Source organism: Pseudoclavibacter sp. VKM Ac-2888 (assembly GCF_015351285.1).
GTDB lineage: Bacteria > Actinomycetota > Actinomycetes > Actinomycetales > Microbacteriaceae > Pseudoclavibacter.
This window is the reverse complement of record NZ_JADKSM010000001.1, coordinates 319704-344955: the sequence shown is the minus strand read 5'-3', so window position 1 is coordinate 344955 and position 25252 is coordinate 319704. Positions and strand designations below refer to the sequence as shown.

General features: G+C 68.6%; 22 protein-coding genes. 6 read left to right on the top strand and 16 right to left on the bottom strand.

Annotated features, from left to right (window positions below; genetic code table 11):
• Positions 1-6: 6 nt before the first annotated feature.
• The 5 genes from ITJ61_RS01625 to ITJ61_RS01605 form a co-directional block, all read right to left on the bottom strand.
• Positions 7-1776 (bottom strand): peptidoglycan D,D-transpeptidase FtsI family protein, encoded by a 1770-nt coding sequence (locus ITJ61_RS01625; RefSeq protein WP_194685296.1) that lies wholly within the window; start codon positions 1774-1776, stop codon positions 7-9.
• Between the two features lie 36 nt (positions 1777-1812).
• Positions 1813-2376, bottom strand: coding sequence for a hypothetical protein (locus ITJ61_RS01620; RefSeq protein WP_194685295.1), 564 nt, complete (start codon positions 2374-2376; stop codon positions 1813-1815).
• Positions 2373-3374: a 16S rRNA (cytosine(1402)-N(4))-methyltransferase RsmH gene (rsmH, locus tag ITJ61_RS01615; RefSeq protein WP_228496552.1), complete on the bottom strand. Its 1002-nt coding sequence runs from the start codon at positions 3372-3374 to the stop codon at positions 2373-2375. The genes ITJ61_RS01620 and rsmH overlap by 4 nt, the downstream gene beginning before the upstream one ends.
• A gap of 192 nt (positions 3375-3566) precedes the next feature.
• Entirely contained in the window at positions 3567-3998 is a 432-nt protein-coding gene (gene mraZ, locus ITJ61_RS01610; protein WP_104241131.1) for a division/cell wall cluster transcriptional repressor MraZ, read from the bottom strand.
• Between the two features lie 269 nt (positions 3999-4267).
• Positions 4268-4651: a DUF3040 domain-containing protein gene (locus ITJ61_RS01605; RefSeq protein WP_104241130.1), complete on the bottom strand. Its 384-nt coding sequence runs from the start codon at positions 4649-4651 to the stop codon at positions 4268-4270.
• 87 nt (positions 4652-4738) lie between these two features.
• Here ITJ61_RS01605 and ITJ61_RS01600 point away from each other — a divergent pair, with 87 nt between their 5' ends.
• Entirely contained in the window at positions 4739-5821 is a 1083-nt protein-coding gene (locus ITJ61_RS01600; RefSeq protein ID WP_194685293.1) for a polyprenyl synthetase family protein, read from the top strand.
• Positions 5822-5882: 61 nt separating this feature from the next.
• On the opposite strand, the gene ITJ61_RS20190 is transcribed toward ITJ61_RS01600, so the two are convergent.
• Positions 5883-6227, bottom strand: coding sequence for an Rv2175c family DNA-binding protein (locus ITJ61_RS20190; RefSeq protein WP_104241128.1), 345 nt, complete (start codon positions 6225-6227; stop codon positions 5883-5885).
• Positions 6228-6361: 134 nt separating this feature from the next.
• Here ITJ61_RS20190 and pknB point away from each other — a divergent pair, with 134 nt between their 5' ends.
• Positions 6362-8377 carry a Stk1 family PASTA domain-containing Ser/Thr kinase gene (gene pknB, locus ITJ61_RS01590; protein ID WP_194686674.1) on the top strand — a complete coding sequence of 672 codons (2016 nt, stop codon included), beginning with the start codon at positions 6362-6364 and terminating at the stop codon, positions 8375-8377.
• Positions 8378-8428: 51 nt separating this feature from the next.
• Here the strand turns inward: pknB and ITJ61_RS01585 are convergent, their stop codons facing one another.
• The 3 genes from ITJ61_RS01585 to ITJ61_RS01575 all read right to left on the bottom strand — a co-directional run bounded on the left by ITJ61_RS01585 (position 8429) and on the right by ITJ61_RS01575 (position 12572).
• On the bottom strand, positions 8429-10132 hold the full coding sequence (locus ITJ61_RS01585; RefSeq protein WP_194685292.1) for an acyltransferase: 1704 nt from the start codon (positions 10130-10132) through the stop codon (positions 8429-8431).
• Positions 10133-10297: 165 nt separating this feature from the next.
• Positions 10298-11683, bottom strand: coding sequence for a class II 3-deoxy-7-phosphoheptulonate synthase (locus tag ITJ61_RS01580; protein ID WP_104241125.1), 1386 nt, complete (start codon positions 11681-11683; stop codon positions 10298-10300).
• Between the two features lie 169 nt (positions 11684-11852).
• Complete coding sequence (locus ITJ61_RS01575) at positions 11853-12572, bottom strand: lysophospholipid acyltransferase family protein (protein WP_104241124.1); 720 nt, start codon at positions 12570-12572, stop codon at positions 11853-11855.
• Positions 12573-12747: 175 nt separating this feature from the next.
• Between ITJ61_RS01575 and ITJ61_RS01570 the strand changes: the two genes are divergently transcribed.
• Entirely contained in the window at positions 12748-14568 is a 1821-nt protein-coding gene (locus tag ITJ61_RS01570) for an AMP-dependent synthetase/ligase (protein ID WP_104306571.1), read from the top strand.
• 51 nt (positions 14569-14619) lie between these two features.
• Here the strand turns inward: ITJ61_RS01570 and def are convergent, their stop codons facing one another.
• From def to ITJ61_RS01555, 3 genes are read right to left on the bottom strand one after another with little or no spacing between them, the layout of a single operon-like run.
• A complete protein-coding gene (def, locus tag ITJ61_RS01565; RefSeq protein WP_194685291.1) occupies positions 14620-15171 on the bottom strand; it encodes a peptide deformylase in 552 nt (183 codons plus the stop codon).
• Positions 15168-16574, bottom strand: coding sequence for a mycothione reductase (locus ITJ61_RS01560; RefSeq protein WP_194685290.1), 1407 nt, complete (start codon positions 16572-16574; stop codon positions 15168-15170). Before ITJ61_RS01560 ends, def begins: the two co-directional genes overlap by 4 nt.
• On the bottom strand, positions 16567-19989 hold the full coding sequence (locus tag ITJ61_RS01555) for a pyruvate carboxylase (protein ID WP_104341105.1): 3423 nt from the start codon (positions 19987-19989) through the stop codon (positions 16567-16569). The genes ITJ61_RS01560 and ITJ61_RS01555 overlap by 8 nt, the downstream gene beginning before the upstream one ends.
• A 77-nt stretch (positions 19990-20066) precedes the next feature.
• On the opposite strand from ITJ61_RS01555, the gene ITJ61_RS01550 reads away from it, so the two are divergent.
• Positions 20067-20933: a ParA family protein gene (locus ITJ61_RS01550; protein WP_104241119.1), complete on the top strand. Its 867-nt coding sequence runs from the start codon at positions 20067-20069 to the stop codon at positions 20931-20933.
• A 130-nt stretch (positions 20934-21063) separates the two neighbouring features.
• On the opposite strand, the gene ITJ61_RS01545 is transcribed toward ITJ61_RS01550, so the two are convergent.
• From ITJ61_RS01545 to ITJ61_RS01535, 3 genes are all read right to left on the bottom strand, one after another.
• The gene (locus ITJ61_RS01545; RefSeq protein WP_104241118.1) at positions 21064-21606 is read right to left on the bottom strand and encodes a MerR family transcriptional regulator; all 543 of its coding nucleotides are present in this window, start codon (positions 21604-21606) and stop codon (positions 21064-21066) included.
• A 301-nt stretch (positions 21607-21907) separates the two neighbouring features.
• On the bottom strand, positions 21908-22537 hold the full coding sequence (locus ITJ61_RS01540) for a MerR family transcriptional regulator (RefSeq protein ID WP_308471360.1): 630 nt from the start codon (positions 22535-22537) through the stop codon (positions 21908-21910).
• A 65-nt stretch (positions 22538-22602) separates the two neighbouring features.
• Entirely contained in the window at positions 22603-23103 is a 501-nt protein-coding gene (locus ITJ61_RS01535; protein ID WP_068478243.1) for an FHA domain-containing protein, read from the bottom strand.
• A gap of 257 nt (positions 23104-23360) precedes the next feature.
• Here ITJ61_RS01535 and ITJ61_RS01530 point away from each other — a divergent pair, with 257 nt between their 5' ends.
• The gene (locus ITJ61_RS01530) at positions 23361-24176 is read left to right on the top strand and encodes a DUF3097 family protein (RefSeq protein WP_194686673.1); all 816 of its coding nucleotides are present in this window, start codon (positions 23361-23363) and stop codon (positions 24174-24176) included.
• Here ITJ61_RS01530 and ITJ61_RS01525 read toward each other — a convergent pair.
• Positions 24148-24720 (bottom strand): CDP-alcohol phosphatidyltransferase family protein, encoded by a 573-nt coding sequence (locus ITJ61_RS01525; protein ID WP_181057884.1) that lies wholly within the window; start codon positions 24718-24720, stop codon positions 24148-24150. The two genes, ITJ61_RS01530 and ITJ61_RS01525, sit on opposite strands and share 29 nt — an antisense overlap.
• A gap of 95 nt (positions 24721-24815) precedes the next feature.
• Between ITJ61_RS01525 and ITJ61_RS01520 the strand changes: the two genes are divergently transcribed.
• The gene (locus ITJ61_RS01520; protein WP_194685289.1) at positions 24816-25241 is read left to right on the top strand and encodes an RNA-binding S4 domain-containing protein; all 426 of its coding nucleotides are present in this window, start codon (positions 24816-24818) and stop codon (positions 25239-25241) included.
• Positions 25242-25252 lie beyond the last annotated feature (11 nt).

Below are 25252 nucleotides of genomic sequence, written 5' to 3'. Positions count from 1 at the left end.
TGCGGATCAGAACGTGGTCGGGATCGTCGGCCACGGGCTCGGCGATGGTGCCACCCGGTTGGATTGGAGGACGTAGGCCATGACATCGTGCCATGCTGGCGCGGTGGCGGCGCTGCCCCTCATCGTAGTTGGGTTCATGATCGAGACCGTCACGACGTACTTGGGGTCGTCGATCGGAGCGACTCCCGCCATCGAGGTCATGAAGCTGCCGTCGACGTACTGGCCCTGCCCGTCAGAGACCTCGGCGGTGCCCGTCTTGATGCCGACACGGTAGCCGGGGATCGCCACCTCGTTCGCGAGGCTCCCGCTCTGCGCCGTGGCCTCGAGCAGCGTCAGCGTGTCGGTTGCGGCCTGCGCGGAGACGACCTGGCGCGGCTCACCGGGTTCGCTCGGCACGAAGCCGTCCTCGGTCTCGCAGCCCTCGACGAGCTGGACGGGAAGCCGCTGACCGCCGTTGGCGATGGTCTGGTAGGCGCTCGCCATCTGCGGGGCCGTGACCTGCAGGCCCTGGCCGAACATCGTGGCGTAGTTGGTCTGCGGGTCCCACTCGTCGTACGGGCGGACCGTTCCGGCCTCCTCTCCGAGGAAGTCGGCCTCGGTGTCGGCGTTCAGGCCGAAGTCGAGCATGTAGTCGTAGCGCTCGCCCGCGCTCAATCGCTGCCCCATCAAGGCGATGCCGATGTTGGAGGAGCGCGTCATGATGCCAGCAGCGGTCCAGCGTTCGTCGCCGTGCGCCCAGTCGTCGCCGAAGCTGACGTCGGTCTGCTCGAAGCGGCCGGGCACCGTGAACTGCTCAGCGGGCGTGGAGAGGCCCTTGTCGAAGACCATCGCTGCGGTGAGTGCCTTCATCGTCGAGCCGGGCTCGTACGGTGCTGTGAAGGCGCGCGAGCCGCGGTCCTCCGTCGCCGTGGCGCCGGGGTCGTTGGGGTCGACGGACGGGAAGTCCGCCGCGGCGAGGATCTTGCCGGTGCCGACCTCCTGGACGATGATGTGCCCCCATTGGCCACCCATCGCCGTGACCTGCTGCGCGAGAACCTGGAGTGCGTAGTACTGCAGGTCGGCGTCGACCGTGAGCTTGAGCGTGCCACCCTGCTTGGCCTCGGTCAGCGTGACCTCGGTGCCGGGGATGCGCACGTTGTCCGCGCTTCGCTCGTAGGTCTCCTCGCCGTCGACGCCCGCGAGGCATGTGTTCTCCGACAGCTCGAGTCCCGCAAGGGGCTCGCCGTCAGCGCCGAGGAAGCCGGTGAGGTTCCCGGCCACCTGCCCGTTGGGGTAGACGCGCGCCGCTTCCCGCTTCGGGTAGATCCATGGGATCTCGAGCGCGCGCACCTTCTGATACGCGGCGAGCTCGAGCCCCCTGCTGAGGTACGCGAAGTTGCTGTCGGGGTCGATGGCAAGCGCCCCGTCGATGGCGCCGATGAGCTCGGCCTGCTGCTGCCCGGTGATGGCTGCGATCTCGCCGAGCGCCTGGTCCCTGGAGACCGTGGCGGTCTTGCCGTCGTCGCCCGTGCGATCGAACTCTGCGACATTCGCTGGGGCGACCGTCAGGTCGAATCGGTCGGCGGAGTCGGCGAGGATCTCGCCGTTGCGGTCGATGATCGAGCCGCGCTCGCTGAAGATGGTGCTGGAGACGCCGCGCTTCGATTCGGCGTCGGCGTTGATGGTCGACGCGGAGACCAGCTGCACGTCGATGAGACGCACTCCGAAGGCGACGAGCACCGCGGTCACCAGGATGATGACGAGGCCGGCCCTGCGCCTGGACACTTTCGGTGACACGGTGGTCCTCCCCCTCTGGCGTTGCTCTTGGTGGGTCTACCTCGTGGAGGGAGAACGCAGCTCGGTGAACGAGGGTACGGCAGGCGCGGCGGCCTGCTCCGCTGAAACTCCGTTGGGGTCGGCGACCGGTGCCGCTGGCTGCGTGACCTCGTTCGTCACGAGACCCGTGTTGATGGGAGCGGCGGTGCCGGTGGAGGCCGCATCGGTGGCGAGCGAGCCGCTGCCGACCTGCAGGAACGCCTGCGAGTCGGTCGGCACCATGCCGAGCTTCGTGGCCTCGACGGCGAGGTTCTGCGCCGACGACATGGCGCTGAGCTCCTCGAGCGCCGCTGACTCGGTGCGGGCGAGCTCCGTCTGCGTCTGCTCGAGCCCACTGACCTCGTAGGCGCCCTGGGAGATCGCGATGCTCAGGGCCAGCTGCGTGACGAAGACCCCGGCGAGGACGACGAGGGAGATGAGCATCGAGCGGAGGCTCGGGAGCCGCCGGGCGCCAGGCGTCTCGACGAGTCGCAACCGCGGCGACGATGTCGCCTCCCTCGGGGCCGACTTCTGGCGACGCGTGGAGGTGGACCCGCGGAGGAGGCTTGTTGCTGCAGTCATGCCCGTGGGCTCCTAACTCTCGCCACCGCGCGCAAGCGCACGGGAAGTGCTCGTGGATTGATCTCGCCCTCGTCGGCGCCGGCCCGCTCAGCTCCGCGGACGAGACGCTCGAACTCGGGCTTGTGCTCTGGCAGCTCGACCGGGAGGCCGCTCGGCGCGGTCGACGTGGTCTTCGCCTCGAACAGCCGCTTCACGAAGCGGTCCTCGAGGGACTGGTAGGCCTCGACGACGACGCGCCCGCCGAGGGCGACTCGATCGAGGGCCTGCGGGAGGGCACGCTCGAGCGCGCCAAGCTCGGCGTTGACCTCGATGCGGAGGGCCTGGAAGACGCGCTTCGCAGGGTGACCGGCATCGCGCTTCGCGGCTGGCGTGGCTCGCTGGAGCACGTCGACGAGCTGTCCGGTCGTCGCGATCGGACCCTGGGCCCGCTCGCGCACGATCCAGCTCGCGTAGCGCGGCGCGAGCTTTTCGTCGCCGTACCGGTAGAACAGCTGCTTGAGCTCCTCCTCGCCGTACGTGGCGACGATCTCTGCCGCCGTGACGCCCTTCGTGGCGTCCATGCGCATGTCGAGGGGCGCGTCCTGGCTGTAGGAGAAGCCTCGGCTCGCTTCATCGAGCTGGAGCGACGAGACGCCGAGGTCGAACAGGACGGCGTCGACGGTGTCGATCCCGAGCTCGTCGAGCGAGGACTCGAACTCGTCGTAGACGGCGTGCACGAGCGTGACCCGATCGCCGAAGCGAGCGAGGCGCCGACCGGCGAGGCCGAGTGCCTCAGAGTCGCGATCGAATCCGACCAGGCGGGCGTTCGGGCAGCGGTCGAGGACCGCCTCGCTGTGGCCGCCCATGCCGAGCGTCGCGTCGACGTAGATGCTGCCTGGGGCCTGCAGCGCAGGCGCGAGGAGCTCCACGCAGCGCTCGAGGAGCACTGGCGTGTGCAGCGATGCCGGGTCGCGTTCGCTGTTGTTCTCCGGCTGTGTGTTCTGGCTGTTCTCTGTCATGACGATGCGGGTTCCTCCCTGATCACTGATTCCCATCCGTTCTCTCTCCCCGCGGCGATGCGCGAGGGGAGCGAAGTGGAGATTCCTTCTGCCGCCGGGGAAGTGGCTTCAGATGGGGCTCCGCGGTGCTGCTGAGCTCTGCTGCGAGGGAAGGCGCTTCAGAGCGGAACGGCTGAGAATCGGCGGTCAGGGTCAGAAGAGTCCCGGGATCACCTCCTCCGCGGTCTCGGAGAAGGCGGCCTCGTTGGCCGCGACGTAGGTGTTCCAGGCCTCTGCATCCCAGATCTCGGCGCGACTGCCCGCACCGATCACGGCGAGCTCGCGGTCGAGCCCCGCGTACTGCCTGAGCTGCTGCGGGATGGTCACGCGGTTCTGCCGGTCAGGCGTCTCCGCGTGGGCTCCGGAGAGCAAGAGGCGCAGGTAATCACGGGCCTGCTTGCTGGTGACGGGGGCCTGGCGGATGCGGTTGTGGAGCTCCTCGAACTCGCTCGTGGAGAAGACGTAGACGCAGCGGTCCTGCCCTCGGGTCAGCACGACACCCTCTTCGAGCTCGTCGCGGAACTTGGCCGGAAGGATGAGCCGGCCTTTCTCGTCGAGCTTGGGCGAGTACGTGCCAAGGAACATGCACGCCTCCCTCCCTGTCGCTGAATCCCCACATGCTCCACTTTACTCCACAACCCACCACACATCTACGCAAACGCGCCTTTTCTCGCCTGTGAATGCAGAAAGAGGCCAGTAAATTACTGGCCTCTCAATGGTGGAGGGAAGTGGAGCTGTTTTCATCTCACAAGGGCACAAAAAAAGGGACCGGCCAGGTGGCCGGTCCCGAGGTGAGGAAGTGAGGTGGGTGGGGGAAGGTGCGAAGTGGAGGGCAGTGGGAGACTCCCCCGTTGCTACTCCCCCTGCTGCCGCTTGTCCCAGCGGTTGCCGAGCTTGTCCATGAACGAACCGTCGGACGACTCGCCGCTCTTCGGTGAGGGGCGACCGGTCGGCAGTGGGTCGGACTGCGAAGCCGCGCCCTTCGGGGCGGCGAACGCGTAGACGACTCCCGCCAGCATCAGGACGAACCCGACGACACCCAGGACCGGGATGTTGGTGGCGACGCCCGCGACGACGACGCCGATACCGACTGCGACGGAAAGGAACGCGACCACGACGGCTCGCGTGGTGACCGCAGCGCCGCTTCTCGGCGATGTGGACACCACGTCCGCATCGTTCTGGTAGAAGCTGCGCTCCATCTCATCAAGCAGCCGCTGCTCTTGCTCAGATAGTGCCATGTTGACCTCGTGCTCAGGGGGCGATCGGAGCCCCGCTCCGAAGTATTGCGCCCATTGTAGGCGCGCGCACCTGGGTAGAGTGGTGTCGTGTCTGAGAGTTCTACGCTGTCCTCCAAAGTCCAGCGTCGTCTGGACGCCACAATTGCCGAGAATCTTCAGGTTCTGGGGCCGATCGGCGTCGATGTGCCCGCCTTCCTGGAGCAGGCCGGGGCCTTCACGACCGGCGGCAAGCGCCTCCGAGCGTCGTTCTGCGCCGCCGGATACAGCAGCGCCGCCGGCACGCCCGAGCAGAGTGAGGCGGTGATCCTCGCTGCGGCATCGATCGAGCTCTTCCACGCCGCGGCCCTGGTCCACGACGACATCATCGATCGCTCCGACACGCGCAGGGGCGCACCCTCCACACACCGCGCCTTCTCGAAGCACCACCACGCCTCCGGCTGGGCTGGCGACGAGGAGCACTTCGGTCTCAGCGCCGCGATCCTGCTCGGCGACCTGCTGCTCGTCTGGAGCGACCAGCTCTTCGTGGAGGCCTGCGCCCTCGTGCCCCCAGCGGACGCCGTTCGCGCACGAGCCGAGTTCAGCAAGATGCGCAGCGAGGTGACGATCGGCCAGTACCTCGACCTCGTCGAGGAGGTGGCGTGGCCGGTCGTGCCCATCGACGCACGCGCGTCCCGGGCGACGACGATCGCGATCTCGAAGTCCGCCAGGTACAGCGTCGAGGAGCCTCTTGTGCTCGGAGCGCTCCTCGGAGGTGCCTCCGATGCCCTCGTGCAGCAGATTCGCGCGTTCGGGCTGCCCCTCGGCCTCGCCTTCCAGCTCCGGGATGACGTCCTCGGCGTGTTCGGGGACGAGGCGGTCACCGGCAAGCCCAGCGGAGACGACCTCCGAGAGGGCAAGAGAACCCTCATGATCGCCGCAGCCCAGGAGCTCGCGTCGCCTTCGGACTCGGCGCGGCTCGACGAGCTCCTCGGAGACCAGGGGCTCGATAAGACGCAGATCGCCTGGATGCAGGCGCTCATCGCGGAGTCCGGCGGATTGCAGCGCGTGGAGGAGCTGATCAGCTCCTCGCTCGTCGAGGCGCTCGCCGGACTGCAGGGCCTCGAGCTCGACCCCGGGTCGCGGCGACTGCTCGAGCAACTCGCGGAGCGCACGGCGCACCGGGAGCACTGACCAGCTGGCAACCCGCTCGGTGCCAGCAGCCGGCTGGCCGGCGGCGAGCCGCGCTGGTCGACTAGATGGCGAGCAGCTGGACGGCGTGACGCACCTGCGTCTTCCGTCCCTGCACGAGCGCGTCGAGGGGCGCGACGCCGAGGGTCTCATCGACGCTCAGGAGCCACACCATCTGGTCGTGCGCACTGAGCCCCGCGTCGCCGAGCAGGAAAAGCGTTCCCCGGAGACCCGCCAGCGGCTCGCCGTCCTTGATGAACTCCTGCGGGATCCGCGGCTCTCGCTCGATGCGGAACGACAGCAGCTGCTTGTCCTCGATCAGGGTCGACACGCGCCCCGTCGAGACACCGAGCTCGGATGCTGCCTGGGGAATCGTGTACCACTCACGGGTACTGAAGACGTCGCTCACGCCTCACATGGTCGCAGACTCGGCGCATCGATGCGAGCCCGAGTGATTCCTCGATGCCGTGCGGTGTTTCATCCCGGAGGCGCGTGCCTTGTCGGGCTATCCTGCACGACGTGAGTCCCGTTGGTCCCGACGACATGATCGGCCGTCTGATCGACGGCCGATATCAAGTGCGCTCTCTGATCGCCAAGGGCGGCATGGCTACGGTCTATGTCGCCACTGATCTGCGCCTCGAGCGCAGGGTGGCGGTCAAGGTGATGCACGACCACCTCGCCGCCGACGAGCGCTTCCGCGAGCGGTTCATCCGCGAGGCGCGCGCTGCGGCGAAGATCACCCACCCGAACGTCGTGAACGTCTACGACCAGGGTGACGACGAGGTCTTCGCCTACATGGTGATGGAGTACATCCCGGGCATCACGCTCCGAGACCTGCTCCACGACCATCACCGACTCACCCCGGAGCAATCGATCGACGTCATGGACGCCGTGCTCGCGGGCCTCCAGGCAGCGCACAAGCTCGGCATCGTGCATCGCGACCTCAAGCCCGAGAACGTCCTGCTCGCCGACGACGGCCGCATCAAGCTCAGCGACTTCGGTCTCGCCCGTGCGGCGAGCGCGAACACGGCGACCGGGCAGGTCCTGCTCGGCACCATCGCCTACCTGAGTCCCGAGCTCGTGACCAAGGGCACGGCCGACGTGCGCAGCGACATCTACTCGCTGGGCATCATGCTCTTCGAGATGCTGACGGGCGAGCAGCCGTACCGAGGCGACCAGCCGGTCAACATCGCGTACCGCCACGCCAACGAGACGGTTCCCGCCCCCAGCGAGGTCAACGCCAGCGTTCCGCACGAACTCGACGAGCTCGTCGCCTGGTCGACGGAACGCGATCCCGAGCTTCGGCCAGCGGACGCCGGCGTGATGCTCGAAGCGCTGCGTCGCGCAGAAGCCGAACTCGGCCAGTCGGCCCGGCCCATCGACCCGACGGCGGTGCTGTCCACCGCGGGCCAGAGCGACGTCGAGGACACCGACCCGACGGAGCTCGCCCTCATCACGAGCCAGGTGTCGTCCGCGTCCTCACCTCCGGAGTTCTCCGAAGGACACGTCGAGCCCTTCAGACCCGGAGACGCCCCCACCGTGGTCGGGGCCCCGATCTTCCCGGAGCCAAGCGCCGCGGAGCTCGAGCCATCGCTCCCGCAAGCCACCTCGACGGCCGAGCAGGGCGCCCGCAAGCGACGCACCTTCGGGGCGGTCATCGCCATCCTGGTCATCGCGCTCGTCGCAGCGGCCGGTGGTATCGGCTGGTGGTTCGGACTCGGACCTGGTTCCTACAACACCGTCCCCGAGGCGGTCTCCCTCACGCAGGCCGACGCGGAGTCGGCGATCACCGCAGCCGGCTTCACCGTCGGCGACGTCACGCAGGAGTTCTCGCTCGAGGTCGCTGCCGGCACCGTCATGGACATGGACCCGCAGGCCGGCACGTCGCTCGCCCCGGAGACTCCGATCTCCCTCGTCGTGTCCGCCGGGCCGGAGATGCTCACGGTGCCGGCCCTGGAGGGACTGACCCTCGAGGCGGCGGAATCCGCCATCACCGAGGCAGGCTTCACCTACGACCAGGCCACGACCCTGCGCCAGTTCTCCGACGAGGAAGCCGACATCGTGATCGCGGCGACGGACACCACCGGCGCTCCACTCCCCTCCACGCTCGCCGAGGGGCAGCCCATCCGCCTCGTGGCCTCGGCCGGAATCCTGCCGGACGTCGCCGGTGAGACGGAAGCGAACGCGACGAAGCTCATCGAGGAAGCCGGTCTCGTCGTCAACGTGTCGAGCCGGGAATTCTCGGCCTCGGTCGCCAGCGGTACCGTCATCGCCTCCTCGACCACCACCGATCCGGTCGTTCCGGGCGACACCATCAACATCTCGGTCTCGAAGGGGCCAGCCCCCGTCGTCCTCCCCAACGTCGTCGGCGCACCCATCGGAGAAGCCATCGCGACGCTCGAGGGACTCGGGCTGACGGTCGGCCACAACGTTCCACCCGGCATCGTCAACGACCCGAACCCGGTCATCAAGTTCGTCGTCTCGACGCAGTCGCCCGCCGCCGGGGTCGAGGTACCGGCCGGGTCGAACGTCACGCTCACGGCCACCGCAACGCTGTAGGCGCTCTGCCGCTGGGGCGTGGCCCGGGCTCTCGCCTCCCGCGACCGAGCGCTAGGAGCGTGACGCTGACCGAAGTGCCGCGATGGGCTCAGGACGATGCACCCCGCGCATGCGGTAGCCCAGCGAATCCGATGCGCGAAGCAGGTCCGCGAGCAGCCAGATGATGCTCAGCCACATCTCGGTCCCCTGCAACCCTGGTTCGCCATCCTCCCCCGAGGAGCGCGGCGCGAACGCCATCCCTTCGCCAGGAACCCACTGGCCGAGCGCCTGTTCGAGCGCCCCGCGCGCCCACTCCGCGATCTCCCCGCGGCGGTGCTTGGTCTGCTGCGAAGCGAGCCAGAGCGGATGCGCGATATCGAGCACGTTGCACGCCGTCCAGCCGTCTGGCGTGGAGAGGTGGGGGTCCGCGGCGTGCAGCAGCACGGTGTCGATCGTCGCGACCGGATACGGCAGCGGCAGTCCGAACTGCGCGAAGAGTCCGCGGGTGAGCCGGTAGAAGCCGTTCACGGCCTGCAGCCGTAGCGACTCCGCGTCCGGGAGCTCTTCCCCCCACAGGCCTGTTCGCGGGTCCGCGCGTGCGACCGCCCAGCCGAGCACGGTGAGGAGCGGCCCGACTCCCCCGTCGTCGAGGGCGTCGGAATGATCCAGCATGTTCGCGGCGCACGCCGTCGCGACCGCGTCGACCGCGGCACCGGAGCCCCAGACGCCAGCAGCCCAGTCGCGGGCGTCGAGGGCCGCCGTCACGTCGGTTCCCGTGAGCCCGTGCACGGCGCGGATCGGGTGGGGCATCCGCCCGCCCAGCAGCCGCACGGCGTAGCTGGCGCTGAGGACGTGGTAGCTCGCCGGCCCCTCGAAGGCCGAAAGCCGTTCCGACGACTGCGGATCCGGCGACGTCTGCGCTCGCTCGAGGCCGGCGTCCGAGAGATCGCCGTCGGCGACCAGGCCCGTCGCGGGATCCTGCCTCGCCGTCAGCCTCCGGAGCAGGTCCGCGGCGTCGAAGCCGGGCGGCGGCGCGTGCAGCAGCAGGTCGGCGAGCTCGACGGCGTCGGCCCAAGGTCGAAGGGTGGGCGCCGCAGCCGTGCCTGGGCGATCGACGAAGCGGCCGCCCTCGAAGCAGCGCGCGAGCACCGCCGTGATCTCAGCCCGAGCCGTGTCCCCGAAGCGTCGGAGCCCCTCCCTGAGCCCGGCTTCGCGTGCCGGCGCCCGGCGGTCGCGGAGGACGCGCGCAGGATTGCCCGCTACGACCGCGTGGTCAGGGACGCTCTTCGTGACCACCGAGCCCGCGCCGATCACGACGTGGTCGCCGACCACCACCCCGTCGAGGATCGTCACCTGCGAGCCGATCCAGACGTCGTCTCCGAGGACGATCCCTCGACTCGACAGCCCCTGGGTGAAGACCGGAGCGTCCGGCTCCATCTCGTGGTTGAAGCCGAGGATCGAGGTGTGTGCGCCGATTCGGACGCCGTCGCCCATCTGCACGTCGCCGCGGACCACTGCGAAGGGGTTGACGGAGCAGTCCGCGCCGATCGCGACGTTGTCGGTCACGTAGGCGTTGGCGGCGATGTAGCTGCGGTCGCCGATCGACAGCCGATCGCAGAAGACGGCGGCGCTCGCCGAGACGAACACCCGGTCGCCGATCACGGCACCCGACGCTGCCAGTTCGCGCAGTCGCTCAGCTTGGGCGGCTCCGTCGGCGGAGTGGGGATCGTACTCCCATGGGAGGAAATCGACTCGGCGGACGCTGTCAGCGCTCATGCGCTCATCCTTTCACGAGCGATGCGGCGGCGGAGTTCAGGCTTCGTGCTCCCAAACGCCGAGAGAGGCCTCCTGGCGACGGCAGAGCTCGACAGCTCCACCATGCCAGGAGGCCTCGTCACGTCACACGACCCGAAGCGCCTTCGAGGTCACGACCGAGTCCCTCTAGTGCTTGCCCGCGCGCAGCTCCTCGGCCACGAGGAACGCGAGCTCGAGCGACTGCATGTGGTTGAGACGCGGGTCGCACAGCGACTCGTAGCGGGTCTCGAGGGTCTTCTCGTCGATGTGCTCGGAACCGCCGAGGCACTCGGTGACGTCATCACCCGTGAGCTCGACGTGGATGCCGCCCGGGTGCGTCCCCGCGGCGCGGTGCGCCTCGAAGAAGCCCTTGACCTCGTCCACGACGTCGTCGAAGCGACGCGTCTTGTAGCCGTTCGGCGTCGTGATCCCGTTTCCGTGCATCGGGTCGGTGATCCACAGCGGCTGCGCATCGCTGCTCTTGATCGCCTCGAGCAGGGGCGGAAGCGCGTCGCGGATCTTGCCTGCGCCCATGCGGGTGATGAACGTGAGCCGACCAGGTTCGCGGTTCGGGTCGATCTTGTCGATGAGCCGCAGCATGGTGTCGGGCGTCGTCGATGGCCCGAGCTTCACGCCGATGGGGTTCTTCACGCGGCTGAAGAAGTCGACGTGCGCCTCGTCCAGGTCGCGCGTGCGCTCCCCGATCCAGATGAAGTGGCCGGACGTGTCGTACGGCAGACCGGTGCGGGAGTCGATGCGGGTCATGGGTCGCTCGTAGTCCATGAGGAGCCCCTCATGGCCGACGAAGAACTCGACGTCACGGAGTGCGTAGAAGTCAGCTCCGGCGGCCGCCATGAAGCGGACGGCACGATCGATCTCAGCCGCGAGCTGCTCGTAGCGCGCATTGGCGGGGTTGGCGGCGAAGCCCTGGTTCCAGGAGTGCACCTCGCGGAGGTCGGCGAAGCCGCCCGTCGTGAATGCCCGGACGAGGTTCAGCGTGGAAGCGGCCGTGTGGTAGCCGCGGAGCATGCGCTCCGGGTCCGGGGTGCGGCCCTCCTCGGTGAAATCGAAGTCGTTGACGATGTCTCCGCGGTACGCGGGCAGCGTCACGTCGCCGCGCGTCTCGTTGTCGCTCGACCTGGGCTTCGCGAACTGACCGGCCATGCGGCCCATCTTGACGACCGGCATCGACGCGCCGTACGTCAGCACGACGGCCATCTGCAGGATCGTGCGCACCCGCGCACGGATCTTGTCTGCCGTCGCGCCCGCGAAGGTCTCGGCGCAGTCGCCACCCTGCAGGACGAACGCCTGCCCGGCAGCGGCCGTCGCGATACGGTCGCGCAGGCGGTCGACCTCGCCGGCGAAGACGAGTGGCGGCAGCGACGCGAGCTCACCTGAGACGCTCGCGACCTTGGTCGCGTCGCCCCACTGCGGCTGCTGCCGGATCGGCAGCTCGCGCCAGGCGTCGAGCCCCTCGAGCACGCCGGGGGGCGTCGGGATCGACTCTGTGTGGGTGGAGGTGAATTGGCTCATGCTCGCTTCTCTGATCTCATGTCTCTGATCTCATGCTGGCAGCTTGGGCGCTGCAGCGCTGGTGTGTTGCTGGATCTCACGCCGAACGGCCCCGACGATACTCGGGGCCGCGGCGCTCTGCTCTGTTGATCGCTCAGGGCTTCTCGAACGCCCGGACCTGCTCGGCGATTCAGTGCTTCTGCGCGGCGGCGAGCGCCTTGGCCTCTGCGTCCATCTTGGTTCGGATGGACGAGGCATAGATGTCGCGATAGTCCTGGTTGCTGAGGGCGTGCAGCTCGCTCATGATCTCGTCCGTGATGGAGCGGAGCACGAAGCGGTCAGCGGCCATGCCCTCGTACCGCGTGAAGGTGAGCGGCTCGCCGAAGACCATGCCGACCTTGCGGAGACGAGGAACCTTCGCTCCGATGGGCAGGACGCGCTCCGTGTCGACCATGACCACGGGGACGACCGTGACGGGCTTGTCCGCCTGCATGATCATGCGCGCGATTCCCGTGCGCCCACGGAACATCCGTGCGTCGGGGCTGCGGGTGCCCTCCGGATAGATGCCGAGCACCTTGCCCTCGCCGAGCACGCGCAGGCCCGTCTGCAAGGACGCCTCGCTCGCTGCTCCGCCACCCCGGTCGATCGGGAGCATGCCCGTCGACTTGAAGAACTGCGCCGTCAGATAGCCCTTGATCCCCGTGCCGGTGAAGTACTCCTTCTTCGCGAGGAAGTAGACGCGGCGGTCGATCGACAACGGCATGAAGAACGAATCGATGACCGACAAGTGGTTCGACGCCAGAATGACCGGCCCCTTCGCCGGTATGTTCTCGACGCCGCGCACCCAAGGGCGGAACGTTCCGCGCACCAAGGGACCTGCGAAGAGATGCTTGAGCACCCAATACAACATGCGTGGCCTCCCGATAGGCGATGGCACATCAGTGTACTCGGGACATGCCCGGCCCCGTTGCGCCGCTCCCCGTTTCCGAAACGGTAGGGTTGGAAGCCACGGAACGTGAAGTCGAATCGGTCCGGACGATGGGCGTTCAGGCGGCTCACGACCAGGACCACACTCAGGAGTTGCAATGAAGCTATCCGAGACCCCCGCCGTCGTCAGCCCGGAGCCGAGCTGGAACACCACAGATCTGCTCGAGTACCGACTTCGAGAATCGCCGGATCTCGCCCTCTTCGCCCTGCCGGAAGGCAGCACCTGGCGCGACGTGCCGGTCAAGGAGTTCCACGCGAAGGTGCACACCCTCGCCAAGGGCTTCGTCGCCGCTGGCATCGAGCCCGGGGAGCGCATCGCGTTCGTCGCGAAGACGAACTACGAGTGGACGCTCGTCGACTTCGCGCTCTGGTACGCCGGTGCGGTCATGGTGCCGGTCTACGAGACCAGCTCGTCAGCGCAGATCGAGTGGATGCTCGAGGACTCGGAGGCCGTCGGCATCATCTCCGAGCTCCCGGAGCACGACGACAAGCTCGACGAGATCTCGGACACTGTCGAGGCGCTGCGCGTGCGCTACGCGCTGCACGCCGGCGCGATCGAGGAGCTCATCCGGCTCGGGGCCGGCGTCGAGGACGCAGAGATCGAGCGCCGTCGTGGGATCGCGAACGGCGCTGACATCGCGACGCTCATCTACACCTCGGGATCGACGGGACGCCCCAAGGGGTGCGTCATCACGCACTCGAACTTCGTCGAGCTGTGCCGCAACGTGAAGGACCCGCTCGGCGCGCTCATCTACCCCGGCGCATCAACGGTGCTCTTCATCACGCTCGCGCATGTCTTCGCCCGCTTCATCTCAGTGCTCTGCATCTACGGCGGAGTCAAGGTGGGCCACCAGCACGACACCACGAAGCTCGTGGAGTCGCTCGGCACCTTCCACCCGACCTTCCTCCTCGCGGTGCCCCGCGTGTTCGAGAAGGTCTACAACTCGGCGGAGCAGAAGGCGGAGACCGGCGGCCGGGGCAAGATCTTCCGCAAGGCGGCAGACGTCGCGGTCCGCTACTCGGAATCGCAGGACGCGGGCCGGACGCCGCTTGTCCTCGGCCTCCAGTACAAGCTGTTCGACAAGCTCGTCTACTCGAAGCTGCGCGAGGTCATGGGCGGCCGGGTCAAGCACGCCGTCTCGGGTTCCGCGCCACTCGGCGCGCGTCTCGGCCACTTCTACCGGGCCATCGGCGTGAACATCCTCGAGGGCTACGGCCTCACCGAGACCACGGCCCCTGCGTCCGTGAACCTCGCGGAGAAATCGAAGATCGGCACCGTCGGGCCGGCGCTGCCCGGCGTCGCCGTGCGCACCGATGACAGCGGCGAGCTCCAGGTCAAGGGCATCAACGTGTTCCGCGAGTACTGGAAGAACCCAGAGGCCACGGCCGCGGCCTTCGACGGCGAATGGTTCAAGACGGGAGATCTCGGCTCGATCGACGACGACGGCTACATCACCGTCACCGGGCGAATCAAGGAGATCATCGTGACCTCCGGCGGGAAGAACGTCTCCCCCGCGGCGCTCGAGGACCCGATCCGAGCCAACCCGCTCGTCGGCCAGATCGTCGTCGTCGGAGATCAGCGCCCGTTCATCTCCGCGCTCGTCACGCTCGATCCCGAGATGCTCAAGACCTGGCTCTCCAACAACGGCGAGGACCCGAGCATCTCGGTCGCCCAGGCCGCGGAGCACCCGAAGGTGCTGGCCGAGATCCAGCATGCCGTCGACCTCGCGAACACGCGCGTCTCCCGGGCCGAGTCGATCCGCAAGTTCGTCGTGCTCGACGGCGAGTTCACGGAAGCGGACGGCACGCTCACGCCGAAGATGTCGATCAAGCGCCACGTGATCCTCGAGAAGTACCGAGGAATCATAGAGGGCATCTACAACGCCGCACCCGCGACGCAGGGCATCACGCTCAAGTAGCTCGAGCTCGGAGAGCTGGACCCTCGCGGCCAGCGCCTCCGGTCAGCGTCGTCAGAGCGACGTGCGGCCGAAGGCGCTGGCCTTCGCGGATCCAGCAGAGGCGGTCGCGGGCGCGAACCACTCGCTGCCCCGGATCTCCCGCATGGCTTCCTTGCGGTGCTCGGGCGCGAGCGTGTCGATGTACACGACCCCCCTGAGGTGGTCGGTCTCGTGCTGCAGCATCTGAGCCATGAGGCCGGAGCCCTCGAGGACGACGGGCTCGCCGTCCAGGTCGATTCCGGTGACCCGAGCGTGCTCGTACCGTGGCGTCTTGTTCCAGAGGCCGGGGACGGAGAGGCAGCCCTCGTCGATCTCCTCGACCTCTCCCCAGGTGCTCTCGAGGACCGGGTTGAGCACGTAGCCGGTCTGCCCGTCGATGTTGTACGAGAACGCGGCGAGCCCGACCCCGATCTGCGGAGCAGCCACCCCGGCACGGCCGTCGAGCGCCGTCGTGTCGAGCAGGTCGGTAACAAGACTGCGGATGCGGTCGTCGACGACAGTGATCTGCTCGGCGGGCGTGCGCAGCACCGGATCTCCGTAGAAGCGGATGGGGCGAACGGTCACAGTTCCTCCTCAGCGCGCAGCAGCGCGTTCTCGACCACCTCGCTAGCCGCGGGGTGGGGCCAGTACTGGCCGCGCGCGAGACCCCGGATGGAGTGCCCGAAGCTCGCCGCGAGGACGAGGGGCTGGAGCAGGACCGCCGCGTCTGGGCCCACGATGTGCGCCCCGAGGATGGTCGCGCTTCCACGCGCGATCACGAGTTTACAGAAGCTGCGCTGGTCTTCGAGCGCCCACCCCCATGCGGTGGACCCGTACTCGTGCACGACCTCGAACGCGTCGTAGCCGAGCTGCTCGGCCCGCTCGAGGGTTGCTCCGAAGCTGGCGATCTGGGGCTCGGTGAACACCACGTCGGGGACCGGACCGAGGGTGTTCTTCATGAGGCGACGGCCGGGCTCGACGGCGATGTTGTGGGCGACGACCCGCGCCTCGTGGTTGGCGACGTGCTTGAGCTGGTGCTCCGAGTCGATGTCGCCGAGGGCGAAGACGCCGGGCACCTGGTGGCCGTCGCGGAGGACGCGCTGGTAGGCGTCCACGCGCAGCCGGCCGTCGTCGTGGTGGTCGAAGCCGACCTCGAAGGTCCCGAGCGTGTCGGTGTTCGGGATGCGTCCGATCGCGACGAGCACAGCGTCGACCTCGATGCGCTCTCCCGAGTCGGTCGTGAGTGTCGCGACGCCGCCGTCGTCGGAGAAGCCGACGACGGAGGTGCCGGTCTCAAGGCGCCAGCGCTCCCGTGCCGCGTCCGCGAAGGTCTCGGCGACGTCGGCATCGAGCGAGGAGAGCACGCGCCCGCGCACCAGCTGCGTCACCTCGGAGCCGAAGGCGCTGAAGACGTGCGCGAACTCAGAGGCGATGGAGCCGCCGCCGATGATCGCCAGGCGACGAGGCGCGTCATCGATGCGCATGATCGTGTCGGAGGTGTGGACGAGCGGCGAGCTGGGCGGAACGACGTCGTGGTGGCGCGCGCGACTGCCCGCAGCGATGACCAGCGTGTCGGCCGTGAGGCGCCTCCCGGAAGCCGTGAGCACCTCGCGGTCGCCGAGCATCTCGACTCGCTCTCGGACGAGCGTGACCCGAGGGTTGCCGTTCTCCCGGTAGTGCTCCCCGCTCTCGCTGATGTGGTCGATGCGGCCGAACACGCGGTCGCGCACCTCCGGCCACGACGGGCGCAGCCGGACGTCGTGGATGCCAAGGCGGTCGGCGTCGCGCGCGACCCGCACGATGTCCGCCACGTGGACGTACATCTTCGTCGGGATGCAGCCGACGTTGAGGCAGGTTCCGCCGAAGTGCGGGCCGTCGTCGACGATCGCGGTTTTCGGCCCGCTCTCGTCGCCTGGGGGGAGGGAGTTCCCCGAGCCTGCGCCGATGATGATGAGGCCGAAGTGCTCGGCGTCGGTGCGCTCAGGCATCGGCGCTCTCGGCACCCGGACGCACGACGACGAGGAGGTCCCCGTTGCCGACCTCGAGCGGTGAGGAGATCGCGAGGCGCTCGACGACTCCGGCGACGGGTGCGGTGATCCCGGCCTCCATCTTCATCGCCTCGATCGTCGCGACGGTCTGCCCCTGGGCGACGCGTTCGCCGACGTCCACACGCAGCGTGACGACGCCGGAGAACGGCGCTGCCACGTGACCGGGATTTCCGCTGTCGGCCTTCTCGCGTTCGATCGTGTCGACCTTGATGCTGCGGTCGCGCACGAAGACCGGCCGCAGCTGACCGTTCAGGGTGGCCATGACGGTGCGCATGCCGTCCGCATCCGGTTCGCCGATGGCCTCGAGCCCGACGAAGAGCTGCACGCCCTTGCCGATGTGGATCACGTGCTCTTCGCCAGGCTCGAGCCCGTACAGGTAGTCGAGGGTGTCGAGCACGGACAGGTCGCCGAAGAGCCGGACCGTGTCCTCGTAGCTCGCGGTCGGCTGCGGGAACAGGAGCCTGTTGAGGGTGCGCCTGCGCTCGAGGCTGTCGCCGGCGAGGCCGGCTTCGTCGGCCGCGGAGAGCGGCGTGATCTCGATCTTCACGTCGCGGCCCTCGAGCACCTTGCTGCGGAAGGGCTCCGGCCATCCGTTGGGCAGCTCGCCGAGTTCGCCCGCCATGAAGCCGATGACCGAGTCCGGGATGTCGAACTTGCCCGGGTTCTCGGCGAAGTCGGCCGGGTCGGCTCCCACCGCGACGAGGTGCAGGGCGAGGTCTCCGACGACCTTCGATGAGGGAGTCACCTTGGGGATGCGGCCGAGGATCTTGTCGGCCGCGTCGTACATGTCCTCGATGCGCTCGAACTGGTCCGCGAGTCCGAGTGCGATGGCCTGCTGGCGGAGGTTCGACAGCTGGCCTCCGGGGATCTCGTGCTTGTACACGCGACCGGTCGGGCCGGGGAGACCCGACTCGAAGGGGCGGTAGACGAGGCGGACTGCCTCCCAGTAGGGCTCGAGATCGGTGACGTTCGTGAGGCTGATGCCGGTGTCCCGCTCCGTGTGCTCGAGCGACGCGACCAGCGCCGAGAGACTCGCCTGGCTCGTCGTGCCCGACATCGGAGCGCTGGCGACGTCGACGGCGTCGACGCCCGCCTCGCTTGCCGCCAGGAGCGTCGCCAGCTGCCCACCAGCGGTGTCGTGCGTATGCAGGTGGACGGGCAGGTCGAAGCGCTCGCGCAGGGCCGTGACGAGGATCGAGGCCGCCTGCGGGCGCAGGAGACCCGCCATGTCCTTGATCGCGATGATGTGCGCGCCCGCCTCCACGATCTGCTCCGCGAGGCGCAGGTAGTAGTCGAGCGTGTAGAACGGCTCAGCGGGGTCGGCGAGGTTGCCGGTGTAGCAGAGGGCGACCTCGGCGACGGCGGTGCCGGTCTCGAGCACTGCGTCGATGGCGGGCTTCATCTGCGAGACGTCGTTCAGCGCGTCGAAGATGCGGAAGATGTCGACGCCCGTCGCGGTCGCCTCGTGGACGAACGCCTTGGTCACGGCCTCGGGGTACGGCGTGTAGCCGACGGTGTTCCGCCCGCGGAGCAGCATCTGCAGGGGGATGTTCGGGACAGCCTCGCGGAGGCTCGCGAGGCGCTCCCAGGGCTCCTCACCGAGGAAGCGGAGCGCGACGTCGTACGTCGCCCCTCCCCAGGCTTCGATGGAGAGCAGCTCCGGCGTGAGGCGCGCGAGGTAGGGCGCCGCTGTGACGAGATCCCGCGTGCGGACGCGGGTCGCGAGGAGCGATTGGTGCGCGTCGCGGAACGTGGTGTCGGTCACGGCGAGTCGCCGCTCCGAACGCAGCTGCGCCGCGAAGGCCGTCGGCCCGAGCTCGAGCAGCTCCTGTCGGCGCCCGCCGGGCAGCGGGAGGGCGGTGTCGAGCTCAGGGAGCTTCGAGCGGGGCTCGACGGAGGTCGGCCGAGCGCCGTGCGGGGCGTTGACCGTGACGTCGGCGAGCCAGTTGACGATCTTGGTCCCCCGGTCGCCGGGTCGGCGGTACTCGAGCAGCCCTGGACGCTTCTCGATGAAGTCGGTCGCGACGTCGCCACGCTGGAAGTCGGGGTCGTCGAGCACGCCGAGGAGGAAGGGGATGTTCGTGGCGACGCCGCGGATGCGGAACTCGGAGAGCGCTCGACGGGCCCGCCGGACGGCTGCGGGGAAGTCGCGTCCGCGAGCCGTGAGCTTCATGAGCATCGAGTCGAAGTGCGGCAGGACCTCCGCGCCCGTTGCGATGGTGCCGCCGTCGATGCGGATGCCGGAGCCGCCCGCGGAGCGGTACGTCGTGATGACGCCGGTGTCGGGACGGAAGCCCTGGGAGGGGTCCTCGGTCGTGATGCGGCACTGCAGCGCGAAGCCGTGGAGTTCCAGCTGGTGCTGTTGGAGGCCCATATCGTCGAGGCGCTCGCCCGAGGCCACGCGCATCTGCGCCTGGACGAGGTCGACATCCGTGACCTCTTCCGTCACGGTGTGCTCGACCTGGATGCGGGGGTTCATCTCGATGAAGACGTGCTGACCTGCGCGCGGCCCGGCTGTGTCCAGGAGGAACTCCACGGTGCCGGCGTTGACGTAGTCGATGGACTTCGCGAAGGCCACGGCATCCGCGTAGAGCTTGTCCCTGACCTCCTGCGGGAGGTTCGGAGCGGGAGCGATCTCGACGACCTTCTGGTGTCGACGCTGGACGCTGCAGTCGCGCTCGAACAGGTGCACGACGTTGCCGTGCTCATCCGCGAGGATCTGCACCTCGATGTGGCGAGGCCGCAGCACCGCCTGCTCCACGAACATCGTCGGGTCGCCGAAGGCGCTCTCCGCCTCCTTCATCGCAGACTCGAGCGCCTCGCGAAGGTCCTCGGGGCGCTCGACGCGACGCATGCCGCGTCCGCCGCCTCCGGCGACGGCCTTCGCGAAGATCGGGAAGCCGATCTCGTCGGCGGCCGCGCAGAGCTCGTCGAGATCCGTCGAGGGCTGGCTCGAGGCCAGCACCGGCACGCCGGCGGCGATGGCCTGGTTCTTCGCCGTGACCTTGTTGCCCGCGGACTCGAGGACACGCGGCGGCGGACCGATGAACGCGATGCCGGCCTCCTGGGCAGCGCGCGCCAGTTCCGGGTTCTCACTCAGGAAGCCGTAGCCGGGGTAGATGGCGTCAGCCCCCGACTCCTTCGCGACGCGGAGGATCTCGGCGACATCGAGGTAGGCGCGGACGGGCTGTCCGACGGTGCCGATCTGGTACGCCTCGTCAGCTTTCAGGCGGTGCAGGGAGTTGCGGTCCTCGTACGGGTACACCGCGACCGTCCGCGCTCCGAGCTCGACTGCGGCGCGGAATGCGCGGATCGCGATCTCGCCTCGATTCGCGACCAGGATCTTCTTGAACACCGGTGTTCCACCTTCCGACAACACGACAGGGGCATGCAGCAACGTGACCTCAAGCCTAGTGAATGTAGCCTGGGCTGGTGTTCGTCCTCAGCATCAGTTCTCTCAAGGGCGGCGTCGGCAAGACCACGGTGACCCTTGGCCTCGCTTCCGCCGCCTGGGCCCGCGGGCTCAGAACCCTCGTCGTCGACCTGGATCCCCAGTCCGACGTCTCCACCGGGCTCGATGCCCGCGCGCAGGATGGCGCCACGATCTCCGACGTCCTCCGCTCGCCGAAGCCCAGCACGGTTCGCGCCGCGATCGCCCGCTCGGCGTGGGGCGAAGGCAGCCGCGGCGTCATCGACCTCATGGTGGGCAGTCCAGCAGCGCTGAGCTTCGATACTCCGAATCCCTCGATCCGAGAGATCTGGCGCCTCGAGGAGGCACTTGCCGTCGTCGAGGAGGACTACGACCTCGTCCTCATCGACTGCCCGCCCTCGCTGAACGCGCTCACGCGCACGGCCTGGGCCGCCTCGGACCGTGTCGCGGTCGTCACCGAGCCCGGGCTCTTCTCGGTCGCCGCCGCCGACCGCGCGCTCCGGGCCGTGGACGAGATCAGGCGCGAGCTGTCGCCGCGGCTCCAGCCGCTCGGCATCATCGTCAATCGTGCGAAGCACCAGTCCCTCGAGCACCAGTTCCGCCTCGGTGAGCTCCGGGACATGTTCGGGCCCCTCGTGCTCTCCCCCGCGCTCCCGGAGCGCACCTCCCTGCAGCAGGCGCAGGGAGCGGCCAAGCCCGTGCACCTCTGGCCGGGAAGCTCAGCCGAGGAGATGGCGGCGAACTTCGACAAGCTGCTCGACCGCATCATGCGGGCCGGCCGGCTGGGCACCTACGCGGAAGCCCCCGCCACCGGAGACGACGAAGCCCCGGTGACGCGTGGGCGTCAACGGGGCCGGTCGAACACCTAGCGAGCTTCCGGGAACCAGCGGCTTCAGCGGCGCGGGCCCACGTCGACGTGGACGAGCGCCCTCGACGCGGTCAGGCACCGGAACGCGGTCAGGCCCCCGGACGTGCTGAGACGGCGGGTCGCCGACGGCGTCAGCTCGCGCGGCTGGCGCGGCGAGCTGCGAGCTCGTCGACAGGGTCGAGCGTCTGCTGCTCGAAGTCGACGAGTGTCGACTCGACCTCGCGGAGCACCTGGCCGACGAAGATGCCGAACACGCCCTGCCCGCGGTGCACGAGGTCGATGACCTGGTCGTTCGAGGTGCACAGGTAGACGCTTGCACCGTCAGACATGAGCGTCGTCTGCGCGAGGTCGACGACGCCGGTCTCGGCGAGCTGGTCGACCGCCGTGCGGATCTGCTGGAGCGAGATGCCCGTCTCGAGCAGTCGCTTCACGAGCTTGAGGACGAGGATGTCGCGGAACGAGTAGAGACGCTGGGAGCCAGAACCCTTCGCCCCTCGAACCGTCGGCTCGACAAGACCGGTGCGAGCCCAGTAGTCGAGCTGCCGATAGGTGATGCCCGCGGCACGAGCGGCAACGGCGCCACGGTACCCGGAGCCCGGATCGAGGTCCGGAATGCCGTCGGTGAAGACCAACTCGCCGCCGGTTGGCGCGTCGCCCTGTCCCTGCTCGCTCATGCCTGCACCTTTCACACGTTTTCGACCAACTCAGCGCCCCGTACTCCTGGAGCAAGGCCCTGCGCTCCGGGGAGCAGATGCGCCCTGGGGAAGCCTTGTACCACAAGGGAACTTGAGGTAAGTCCCGAGCCGTCTGGGTCGATTCTATTGGAGTGCATGCCGCTCGGCTACTTCCGAACGACAACGATGTGATCCTGACCCGACTTGCCCCGGATTTCAGGCCTCCACGGCAGGCCTGCGGCGTGTCGTGGCACGAGATCGTGGCTCGAGAATCCACTTCACGTTCAAGTGGAGGATGAACCTACCTGCGACCGCGAACCGCTTGGCGGATGAGGGACCGGCGAACCGAGCCGAGGTGCTCGGCGAGCTCGTTGGCACGCTCGACGGCCTCACCCTGCGAGCGTGCTCGCCGCGCGTTCGTCGAGAGCGCCTGCTCGATGAGCCCGAACTCGTGGTGAGCGGCGGCGCGGAAGGGGCGCAGGTGGCGGGGCTCGATGCCCACTCGCTCGAGCTCCACGAGCGTGCTCAGCATGGTGAGCTCGTCTTCCTGGTACCGACTCGCCGCTGGGATGAGTCCGGCGCTCACGGCCTGCTCGAGCAGCGCGGGCTTCGCCCCAGACCGCTCGAGGAGCTGCGCACGATCAAGGACCGTGCCCGCGGCGAGCATCGTCTGCCGCTGCGGTGCCCGCGATCCCGGAAGCTCAGGCTCGAGGCCGCGGTCGAGGTCGTCGAAGTACTCGGCAATCACCTTGAGCGGCAGGTAGAGGTCGCGCTGCATGGTGAGCACCTCGCGCAGGCGAGCGACGTCGGCCGCGGAGAACTTGCGATACCCCTTCGGCGTTCGCTCGGGGTGCACGAGGCCCTTGTCCTCGAGGAAGCGGAGCTTGGAGGGGCTCAGCTCCGGGAACTCGACGTTCAGCCGCTGCAGCACCTGACCGATGCTGAGCGTCCGACCTGGTCCCCGCGCAGAAGCCGCCGCCGCCATAGCGGCCACGATCAGTTCCCGGCAGACGCGGAAGTCAGGCTGGTGTCAAGCGGGGAGCTGTAGAAAGTGAGGCGGAATTTGCCGACCTGCACTTCGCCGCCGTTGGTGAGGACGGCGGAGTTGATGCGCTCGCCGTTGTAGTACGTGCCGTTGAGCGAACCGAGATCGCGCATGTGGAACTCGCGGCCGTGCCGCGTGAACTCGGCGTGACGACGGGACACCGTGACGTCGTCGAGGAAGATCTCCGCGTTCGGGTGCCTGCCAGCGACCTGGAGGTCGGTATCGAGCAGGAACCTGGCTCCCACGTTGGAACCGCGACGGACGATCAGGAGCGCGGATCCGGAGGGGAGCGCGCTGATGGACTCCATCTCCTCCTTCGACACGCCACCTGCAATGAGCGCAGCGAGCTGCGCGCTGAAATCGCCGGTGAACGACATCGTCGAAGACTGCGTCTGCTCATCGACGACGCCGTCGCCTTCAGGGGTTCGCGCCTCAGCGTCAGAACCAGCCATATTTGCCTCCTCGAGTCGATGCTCAAGCGTAGCGGAATCGGGGGTGCCCGAATTCCGGTCGGTTAATTGCAGCAGCACCGCCTGCCATTGTGCGTCAGACGACTGAGTGTTGTCGAAACGAGCGGGGAAATCGAACCCCATTTTCACCCTCGGCGTACACTTTCGGGGTGCTAGACGTCTCCTCCTCCGGCGATCGCGCGAGTTTCGACGGCCGCGCTGGGTCCGATGACCGCTACGCGGGCGACCCCATCGCCCGCATGCGAGAACGCAAGTCCGCGCCGCTCACGCGCAAGGTGCCCATGGCGAGCGGCATGTGGCTCGAGGATGCGGCCAGCGGCTTCTACGGCCGCCTCGCGTCGGCGAACAAGCAGACGGTGACGCTGCAGGACTTCGACGGCCAGCGCAAGGCGTTCCCCGCCGATTCGATCTTCCTGCTCGAGGACGAGGCCGTCCTGCTCGGGCCCCCGGCGGCCAAGCAGCAGTCTGGGCGCGCACGCAGCGCGTCCGGCTCCTTCCACGTCGCCGATGCCAAGGCGAGGACTGCGAGGGCCGGGCGAATCTTCGTTGAGGGCAAGCACGACGCCGAGCTCGTCGAGAAGGTCTGGGGCCACGACCTGCGCATCGACGGGGTCGTCGTCGAGTTCCTGCAGGGCGCCGACCACCTCGCCGAGGTGCTGACGGTGTTCGGACCGAGCCCGACGCGCCGAGTCGGAGTGCTGCTCGATCACCTCGTCAAGGGCTCGAAGGAGCAGCGCATCGCCGACGACATCACGCGGCGCTTCGGCGCCTCGCACGTGCGGGTCGTCGGCCACCCGTACGTCGACGTGTGGCAGTCGGTGAAGCCCGAGCGCCTCGGCCTCAAGGCGTGGCCCGTCATTCCTCGGGGCCAGGACTGGAAGAAGGGCATCTGCAAGGCCCTCGGCTGGCCCGCAGAGGAGCAGGCGGACACGGCAAGGGCCTGGCAGCGCATCCTGGAGCGCGTCCGCGACTACCGGGACCTGGAGCCGTCGCTGCTCGGCCGGGTGGAGGAGCTCATCGACTTCGTCACGGAGCCCGGCGGCGCAGGTACCTGACCGCGTAGACGGCTCCTGCTGCGACGTGCAGGACCGTCCCGATCAGCAGCATCCACCACGTGATGGTGCGCAGCGGCTCGGCGGGGACCTGCTCGGCGTACGACAGCAGGTGGAGCGGCATGGCGACCATGATGAACGCCGACCTGGCCTTGCCGAGCAGGTTCACGCGCCCCTCGCGGACCCGCTCGAGCCGCGCCAGCCCGATGACGAGCAGCGCCAGGTCGCAGAGGAAGATCGTGACCAGCACGAACCACGGGAAGTAGCCGAGGAGTGCAAGGCCGAAGCCGATGATGATGATGCCGAGCCGGTCGGCGACCGGGTCGAGGACCTCCCCCACTCGGGAGACCTGCCCGAGGCGGCGCGCGAGGAAGCCGTCGATCCAGTCGGTGGCCCCGAACGCAGCGAGGCTCAGGGTGGCGGCCAGCTCCCGGCCGTCGGCGGCAAGCCAGATGGTGAGGGGCACGAAGACCAGCAGTCGTGCCACCGAGATGGCGTTGGGCAGCGTCGCCCACCGCATCGGGCTCTCATGCCGGTCGCCTGCCATGACGTCATTGTCGCAGTGGCACGCCTCGCGCGTCTGTGCACGACCGCTGTGCACGACCGCTGGGCGCAGCCGCGCGAACTCGATACGATCATCGGATGGACCGAGACGAGCACGGCTACCACCAGTCAGGACCCGCGTCCGTGCGGGTCGACGTGTGGCTCTGGGCGGTCCGCATCTACAAGACGCGCAGCGCCGCGACCGCGGCCTGCAAGGCCGGGCACGTCAAGATCGACGGCGATCGGGCCAAGCCAGCGCAGCGCATCCACATCGGCGACGAGGTTCGGGTGCGGACCGACCGCGACCGGGTCCTCGTCGCGCAGGAGCTCCTCAAGAAGCGCGTCGGCGCGCCGATCGCGGCGAAGGCCCTCATCGACAACTCCCCTCCGCCTCCCCCTCGGGAGTTCGCCGCCCCCATCGCGTACCGCGACCGTGGGGCCGGGCGTCCGACGAAACGGGAGCGTCGAGAGATCGATCGCATCCGCGGCCGCGACGAACGGCCCCTGCTCGACCCGGACGAGTGATCGACCCGGAC

What these genes read in the sequence shown, in the direction of transcription:
- ITJ61_RS01620 (WP_194685295.1), bottom strand. Translation starts at nt 2,376, where the DNA reads ATGACTGCAGCAACAAGCCTCCTCCGCGGGTCCACCTCCACGCGTCGC.
- rsmH (WP_228496552.1), bottom strand. Translation starts at nt 3,374, where the DNA reads ATGACAGAGAACAGCCAGAACACACAGCCGGAGAACAACAGCGAACGC.
- mraZ (WP_104241131.1), bottom strand. Translation starts at nt 3,998, where the DNA reads ATGTTCCTTGGCACGTACTCGCCCAAGCTCGACGAGAAAGGCCGGCTC.
- ITJ61_RS01605 (WP_104241130.1), bottom strand. Translation starts at nt 4,651, where the DNA reads ATGGCACTATCTGAGCAAGAGCAGCGGCTGCTTGATGAGATGGAGCGC.
- pknB (WP_194686674.1), top strand. Translation starts at nt 6,362, where the DNA reads ATGATCGGCCGTCTGATCGACGGCCGATATCAAGTGCGCTCTCTGATC.
- ITJ61_RS01585 (WP_194685292.1), bottom strand. Translation starts at nt 10,132, where the DNA reads ATGAGCGCTGACAGCGTCCGCCGAGTCGATTTCCTCCCATGGGAGTAC.
- ITJ61_RS01580 (WP_104241125.1), bottom strand. Translation starts at nt 11,683, where the DNA reads ATGAGCCAATTCACCTCCACCCACACAGAGTCGATCCCGACGCCCCCC.
- ITJ61_RS01575 (WP_104241124.1), bottom strand. Translation starts at nt 12,572, where the DNA reads ATGTTGTATTGGGTGCTCAAGCATCTCTTCGCAGGTCCCTTGGTGCGC.
- ITJ61_RS01570 (WP_104306571.1), top strand. Translation starts at nt 12,748, where the DNA reads ATGAAGCTATCCGAGACCCCCGCCGTCGTCAGCCCGGAGCCGAGCTGG.
- ITJ61_RS01560 (WP_194685290.1), bottom strand. Translation starts at nt 16,574, where the DNA reads ATGCCTGAGCGCACCGACGCCGAGCACTTCGGCCTCATCATCATCGGC.
- ITJ61_RS01545 (WP_104241118.1), bottom strand. Translation starts at nt 21,606, where the DNA reads ATGAGCGAGCAGGGACAGGGCGACGCGCCAACCGGCGGCGAGTTGGTC.
- ITJ61_RS01535 (WP_068478243.1), bottom strand. Translation starts at nt 23,103, where the DNA reads ATGGCTGGTTCTGACGCTGAGGCGCGAACCCCTGAAGGCGACGGCGTC.
- ITJ61_RS01530 (WP_194686673.1), top strand. Translation starts at nt 23,361, where the DNA reads ATGCGAGAACGCAAGTCCGCGCCGCTCACGCGCAAGGTGCCCATGGCG.
- ITJ61_RS01525 (WP_181057884.1), bottom strand. Translation starts at nt 24,720, where the DNA reads ATGGCAGGCGACCGGCATGAGAGCCCGATGCGGTGGGCGACGCTGCCC.
- ITJ61_RS01520 (WP_194685289.1), top strand. Translation starts at nt 24,816, where the DNA reads ATGGACCGAGACGAGCACGGCTACCACCAGTCAGGACCCGCGTCCGTG.